Origin of the sequence: Synechococcus sp. WC101, from assembly GCF_047461555.1 — a bacterium.
Classification (GTDB): domain Bacteria; phylum Cyanobacteriota; class Cyanobacteriia; order Thermostichales; family Thermostichaceae; genus Thermostichus.
In genome coordinates this window covers 1-6,033 of record NZ_JANSHG010000146.1, presented here as the reverse complement: position 1 = coordinate 6,033, position 6,033 = coordinate 1, and the positions used below count along the sequence as shown (strand labels likewise).

Sequence of the window (6,033 nt, the reverse complement as noted above, 5' to 3'; positions counted from 1 at the left end):
CGCCCCCTACTCTGGGGGTTCACCCGGAAGTTCGGGCCAGGCTGCGGCGACCCTCTGGCTGGCAAGCTGTTGTAGCGTTTGCCGCAGCCGATTTTCCAGCTCTTGCCGGCAACTGTCTGGATCAACCCCTTGCTGGGAAAGAAGCTCCGCCGGGAAGAGATCCCCGGCGATGCCGACAGCCCAGGCCCCTGCCTGCAGATATTCTGCTGCATTGGCCAAGGTAACCCCCCCAGTTGGGATCAAAGGCAGGGATCCCAGCACCGGTTGCAGATGGCGCAGGTAACGGGATCCGCCAAGGCTTTCTGCCGGAAACACCTTTACTGCCGTTGCCCCGGCCTGCCAGGCCCTCCAGATCTCGCCGGGGGTGAGGGCGCCGGGCACAATGGGCAGCCCTGCTTCCCGACCCCAGCGGATGATGCTCTCGTCCGCAAAGGGGCAAACATAGAATTGGGCTCCCGCCTGCCAAGCCTGCTCTGCCATCTGCCGATTTAAAACCGTGCCCACCCCTACCCAGCAATGCGGGTAGTCTTGCCGCAGTTGGGCAATCAACTCCAGATACCGGGGAACTTGGGGAGTGATCTCAATGTGGCGGATCCCGGCCCGGATGGCCAGGGTGGATCCCTCAAGGGCTTGGGCCGGGCTGGCCGAGAGGCGGATCACCGCGATCAGGGGCTGCTGCCACAAATGGAGTAGCCAGGGGTGCCGCCATCCCTCTCTGAAGCTCTGTTCAGAACCCTCAAACACCATCTGTGGAAAAGCCCTCTCTCATCGATTTCTACCTTGCTTGGGTTGATTTTAAGTTTAATTGCAATTAAAAATAACCAAACAGCCCGACGGTAAAACAATGACAAGCTATAACAAATTTCCTTTTGAGAAGAAGGCTAAAATAGAATAAAGAACAGGCAAAAGTGGTGTTTATAGGGGCAACTGTTTGCGGGTTTGTAGCACTCGTTGGAGCGCTTACTTTTCCCATCCTTTCATGGCGTCGCTGGTCTCTCATTTTAGTAGCTATCTGCAGCCTTGTTAGCTCCTTAACCAACATTGAACTCGGCAGAGGAGAGGAGGAAGCTCCCTCAGGGGAAAGGTGGCGCATGGTAGCCCATCTCTACGAGGTAACTTTCTGGTTGGCATTGATCGTTTTCATCTTACTGGCATGAGGTTTTGCCGGCAGGTGAGCGGCTAGTTTATCGCCATTGTCTGGATGTTGTGTCGAGGTTGCTCTGGCTTGCCGGTTGTTTAGGTTGGGCACCGATTAGACCTGTGGGATCTGGAGATCGATACGAACCTAGCCGCAGTGAGGATCCCTCGCCCCCAGCCCCTCTCTCAAAGGGAGGGGGAAGTCAGGAATTGAAGGAATGAACGGTTTTACTGGTATTGAAAATAACCCAGCCGTTTTGCTTGTATCTTGTAACGATTTGGAGTAACGACAGCGGGCAACAGCGCGATTGGGCTCGATCAGTCCTTGCGAATCTTTGTATTCTTAGGGTCGGTAGGTTGGTTGCCGAGGGTGTGGGGAGTGGTCAAGCTCAGTTGTGGGACACACAGCCTGAAGGCATGGGTGATGGTCGGGTTGCTCGCCCTCCTGGTGCTGGGGGGACTGTGGCGGGTTGCTCCATCTCAGGCGCAGAATCTCCACCAACTGCAACAGCGGCAGCAACAGATCCAGCAACAAATCCGGGGCACCCAGCGACGCCTGGGAGAGCTGCGCCAAGCGGAAGAAGAAGCCCGTCGCCGTATGGGATCCCTGCGGCAAAACATCCAACAGACAGAAGCTAGCCTTCGCGACAACCAATATCGTCTGGAACAGGCCCAGAGGGCGCTAGAGCAAGCGCAGAAGGAGCTCCAAGAGCTGGAAGACCGCCTGAGACGGCAGCAGCAGGGCACGGCCGCCCGCTTGCGCTACATGCAGCGGCAGGGGGCGGAACATTGGTGGGCTTTGCTGCTCACCAGCCGCGACCTCAACGAGTTTTTCGATCGCCGCCACCAGTTGCAATTGCTAATCGAAGCCGACCGGCAGTTGATCCGAGAGCTGCAGGTGATGGCCAAGGAGGTGGATCAGCAGCGGATCGCCCTGGAAGCGCAGCGCAACGAGATTTCTTTAATCTTGCAGGAGCTGGCAGCCCAGAAAAACCAACTGCAGCAGCAGGCTGCCGCCCAAGAGCAACTGGTGGGCCGCCTGGCCAACGAGCGCGCCGCCTATGAAGCAGCCCAACGGCGTTTGGAAGCCGATTCCCAACAGTTGACCATCCTCATCCAGCAACTGATCGCCCAGCAGGCTCAGCAGCGGGGGGGCAGAGATCCGGTTCAGGGGACAGGCCGGTTGATCCCACCAGTGCGCGGGCCAATCACCAGCGGCTTCGGCTGGCGGGTTCACCCCATCTACGGAAGCCGCCGCTTCCATGCGGGGATCGACTTCGGTGTGCCCACCGGCACGCCAGTTCGGGCATCAGACCGGGGCACCGTCATCTACGCCGGCTGGTATGGCGGCTACGGCTACACGGTGATTGTCAACCACGGCGGCGGCATCACCACCCTGTACGCCCACAACAGCCGCGTCGCCGTTGGGGTGGGTCAGCAGGTACAGCGGGGGCAGGCCATTGCCGCTTCCGGCTCCACCGGCCTCTCCACCGGCCCCCACGTTCACTTCGAGGTGCGGGTCAACGGCCAGCCGGTGGATCCCCGCCGCTACCTTTGAAGCAGCGCATCTGTCGGCAACGGCTGCAGGGATCCCGCCTGCAAGATCCACCGCACATCGGCAATGGAGGATAGCTCCTCTGGGTCGTGGGAAACCACCAACACCGTCCAGGTGGATTTCAGCCGGGCCAGCAGCTCGATCAACTGCCGCCGCACCGACCAGTCCAGCCCTGCCGTCGGCTCGTCCAGCAGCAGTAGCAGCGGGCCGCGAATAAGCTGTACCGCCAGGGCCAAGCGCCGTTGTTGTCCGCCACTGAGATGGTTGGGGGAGGTGCACAGAGGGATCCCTTCCAATCCCACCTGTTTGAGAACGTTTTCAATCTCCTTTTGTTGCAGCTCCGGGTGGCCGAAGCGCATTTCCTCTAGCACCGTCAAGCCACAAAAGTGACGCTCCGGGAACTGAAACACCAGCCCCGCCATGCTGCGCAACTGCTGGGGGGAGAGCTCTGTTCCTCCCCAGGCAATCCGCCCGCGCGTGGGCCGCGCCAAGCCGGCCAAAATTTCCAGCAGGGTGCTCTTGCCGGCCCCACTTTTGCCCACGATCAGCCCCAACTGATTCAGGCCCAGCTCAAAGGAGAGATCCCGGAGAATCGGCTGAGGGAGGGTTGCCGGGTGGTAGCAGAGATCCTGAACCTGCAACATGAGCGGCGCCCCTGGGAAAGTTGTCGTTATTTTGGCACTGGAAAGCTCTGCCGGACAGCTACAACCATTCTTCTAGGCGCCCCAACTGATCCCGAAAGCCATAGGTGAGTTCGCGGTACCACTCCCGCAGCTCCAGTTGATCTACAGCTCGCCGCAAAGCCTCTTGGGAGCGCTCGATGGGGCGCAGAGCCGCAGACGGGATCCCTTCTTGAGCAGCCCATTGTTCAAACAGAGCCAGCTCCGTTTGCAAGTAGAGAATGAGGTTGGCCACATCCTGCGGGTGGGGGTAGCGGGTGGCATCTGGCATAAGACATCTCACCAGGGGAACTAGCTCCATTCTGGCCAAGAATCTGTCCCGCTGCCGCCTGAGGGCCCTATCCCCTCTCGCCTGCTTCTGTACTCTGGGCCGCAAAACGCAGATAATGCGGTGGGAAATGTTCACTGCCGTCGAGGGATCCATGAGCCAAAAGCTGCTGTTTGTGTGCCTGGGCAACATCTGCCGTTCTCCCGCTGCCGAAGGGATCACCAACCACCTGCTGCAGAGCAGCGGCCATGAGGGGGACATCCTCTGCGATTCGGCAGGTACAGCCGCCTACCACCTCGGCAGTCCCCCAGATCGCCGCATGCGACAAGTTGCCCAGCGCTATGGACTGGAGCTGCACGGCCAAGCCCGGCAAATTCATCCTTTGGATCTGCGGGAGTTCGACCTGATCCTGGCCATGGATCGGCAAAATTACCGCGATATCCTCAGCCTCGATCCCCAGAGAAGATATGCCGACAAGGTACGCCTAATCTGTAGCTACTGTCGTTCTCACACCGATGAAGAAGTTCCGGATCCCTACTACGGGGGCGAGGCAGGGTTTCACTACGTGATCGAGCTGCTCTGGGACGCCTGCAGCGGCCTGCTGGAATCCCTGATCCCTGGGATCCAATGCCCGCCGCTGCCCAGCCGCACCTGAAAGTCATCGATCAAGACGATCAAGAAAACAACTACCACCTGAGCAGGTTAAAGCTCTCCATGTCGATGGTGGCGCGGTTGCGGTAGATCCCCAACACAATGGCCAAGCCCACTGCCGCCTCGGCAGCCGCCACGGTGATGACAAATACCGAAAACACTTGGCCGCGAATCAAGCCCGAGTCGACAAAGTTGGAGAAAGCCATAAAGTTCAGGTTGACGGCGTTGAGCATCAGCTCAATCGACATCAACACCCGAATGGCGTTGCGACTGACGATCAAGCCGTAGATGCCGATGCAGAAAAGAATTGCCGCGACCACCAAGAAAAACTGCAGTTGCAACATCACAAGAGGCTCCACTGGATACAGATGAGAGGGGCATCAGGAAAACGCTGGGCTGTATGGCCGGGAGCAGGCAGCTTCAACGCGTGCTCACCAGCTCTGCTGGGCGTTCCGACTCCGATTCAAGCTGTGGCCGGGCCCGCTCCAGCAAGCTGAGATCCCCTTCTTGGGCTTGGGGAACGACAAACTCGCGACGCGCCAGCACAATGGCCCCGATCAACGCCATCAGCAGCAGAACGGAGGCCAGCTCAAACGGCAACAGATAATCGCTAAAGAAATGCCCCCCGATCACCATAGCGCTGCTTAGAGGCTGGATTGGCTGCAGAGGCCAAGGAGTGTTGAAGGCCATCACCGTAAGCAGGGCAAACAGACCCAAACACACTGCCGCTGTCACTCCATTGCGCAGCCAGCCCAGCTTCAGAGGGGCAAAGGTGTAGCGCCGGTTCACCAGCATAATGGCAAACAGGATCAGTACGTTGACGGCGCCGACGTAGATCAAAACTTGGGCGGCGGCCACAAAATCGGCATTCAAGAGAAGGTACAGCCCAGCTATGCTCAGGAAAACGCCCCCCAAGAGAAAGCCGGAATAGACGATGTTAGGGGCCCAAACCACTCCCAGGGCAAAGCCAATGGCCATCGCCGATAGCACCACAAACGTAACCAGTTGTACGCCTTCTCCGAGGGTCATGAGAGATCCGTCCTTAGCCAGTTTCTATTGCTGCTCCCTTACCACTGTACTGTCCCGGCGGATTTAAGAGAAGCCCGACTCCTTTTTCAGATCGATAGAGAAATCTCTAGAGTTGGGTCTCACCAACTGCCGCCTGCTCCGCCACCGCTACTGCTGCCGCCCCCGAAATCCCTATCCGAATCTCTATCAGAATCTCTATCAGAATCCCTATCAAAGTCCCTATCCCTGCTGAGCCTCGGGATCTCAACCTCTCGCTGGCTGCGGTAGCCGCAGATAGAACAGGTTAGGATTTCCAGCTTCAGGCCCTCAGAGGTGTAAGTGGCTTTCCTGAGAAGCTGGGTGGTGAGGTCAAGGGTAAGAGCTTGACATCTAGGGCAATAAAGGTGGCGATAAAATCCATTCTCGCGAACAACCACAGCCACCCCCTGGCAGGCGGGGCAAAACCAGCCGTAGTAGCGGGCTCTGCGGCGGCTTTTGGCCAGGCGATGCGCTGGGGGAAGTTGCTTATCCAGAACTTGCGGCTGGATGGGGCGCATGGGCCGACCGCAGCTTTGACAGACCACCGGCTGAAACGGGATCCCACGCTTCGAGCCCAAGATGCTGTCGGCGGCCACAACCGCCAGGAAGGGCAGCCCCGGTACCAGCCAGTTGCCGCTGGCTGACAACAGGAAGAGGCCAAAGCAGAGGGAGCCGGAATAGAGAAACAAGCGAAT

The 6,033-nt window shown here is 58.8% G+C and carries 7 protein-coding genes and 1 pseudogene; 2 read left to right on the top strand and 6 right to left on the bottom strand.

Annotation, left to right across the window (positions count from 1 at the left end):
- Positions 1-6: 6 nt before the first annotated feature.
- On the bottom strand, positions 7-747 hold the full coding sequence (locus tag NW809_RS10020) for a bifunctional 4-hydroxy-2-oxoglutarate aldolase/2-dehydro-3-deoxy-phosphogluconate aldolase (RefSeq protein ID WP_011430463.1): 741 nt from the start codon (positions 745-747) through the stop codon (positions 7-9).
- Between the two features lie 814 nt (positions 748-1,561).
- On the opposite strand from NW809_RS10020, the gene NW809_RS10015 reads away from it, so the two are divergent.
- Entirely contained in the window at positions 1,562-2,695 is a 1,134-nt protein-coding gene (locus NW809_RS10015; protein ID WP_071813517.1) for a murein hydrolase activator EnvC family protein, read from the top strand.
- On the opposite strand, the gene NW809_RS10010 is transcribed toward NW809_RS10015, so the two are convergent.
- Positions 2,686-3,336, bottom strand: a complete 651-nt coding sequence (locus NW809_RS10010) for an ABC transporter ATP-binding protein (protein WP_011430465.1) — start codon at positions 3,334-3,336, stop codon at positions 2,686-2,688. The genes NW809_RS10015 and NW809_RS10010 overlap by 10 nt on opposite strands.
- A gap of 58 nt (positions 3,337-3,394) precedes the next feature.
- Positions 3,395-3,643: a hypothetical protein gene (locus NW809_RS10005; protein ID WP_011430466.1), complete on the bottom strand. Its 249-nt coding sequence runs from the start codon at positions 3,641-3,643 to the stop codon at positions 3,395-3,397.
- Positions 3,644-3,794: 151 nt separating this feature from the next.
- Between NW809_RS10005 and NW809_RS10000 the strand changes: the two genes are divergently transcribed.
- Complete coding sequence (locus NW809_RS10000) at positions 3,795-4,295, top strand: low molecular weight protein-tyrosine-phosphatase (protein WP_011430467.1); 501 nt, start codon at positions 3,795-3,797, stop codon at positions 4,293-4,295.
- Positions 4,296-4,326: 31 nt separating this feature from the next.
- Here NW809_RS10000 and nuoK read toward each other — a convergent pair whose 3' ends face one another.
- The 3 genes and pseudogenes from nuoK to NW809_RS09985 all read right to left on the bottom strand — a co-directional run.
- A complete protein-coding gene (nuoK, locus tag NW809_RS09995) occupies positions 4,327-4,632 on the bottom strand; it encodes an NADH-quinone oxidoreductase subunit NuoK (protein ID WP_041439067.1) in 306 nt (101 codons plus the stop codon).
- A 79-nt stretch (positions 4,633-4,711) separates the two neighbouring features.
- Positions 4,712-5,320 (bottom strand): NADH-quinone oxidoreductase subunit J, encoded by a 609-nt coding sequence (locus NW809_RS09990; RefSeq protein ID WP_414402045.1) that lies wholly within the window; start codon positions 5,318-5,320, stop codon positions 4,712-4,714.
- Positions 5,321-5,439: 119 nt separating this feature from the next.
- Positions 5,440-6,033: pseudogene (locus NW809_RS09985) on the bottom strand (TPM domain-containing protein); the annotation flags it as partial.

Coding starts and splice junctions, on each gene's coding strand:
- NW809_RS10020 (WP_011430463.1), bottom strand. CDS start 747: ATGGTGTTTGAGGGTTCTGAACAGAGCTTCAGAGAGGGATGGCGGCAC.
- NW809_RS10015 (WP_071813517.1), top strand. CDS start 1,562: ATGGTCGGGTTGCTCGCCCTCCTGGTGCTGGGGGGACTGTGGCGGGTT.
- NW809_RS10010 (WP_011430465.1), bottom strand. CDS start 3,336: ATGTTGCAGGTTCAGGATCTCTGCTACCACCCGGCAACCCTCCCTCAG.
- NW809_RS10005 (WP_011430466.1), bottom strand. CDS start 3,643: ATGCCAGATGCCACCCGCTACCCCCACCCGCAGGATGTGGCCAACCTC.
- NW809_RS10000 (WP_011430467.1), top strand. CDS start 3,795: ATGAGCCAAAAGCTGCTGTTTGTGTGCCTGGGCAACATCTGCCGTTCT.
- NW809_RS09990 (WP_414402045.1), bottom strand. CDS start 5,320: ATGACCCTCGGAGAAGGCGTACAACTGGTTACGTTTGTGGTGCTATCG.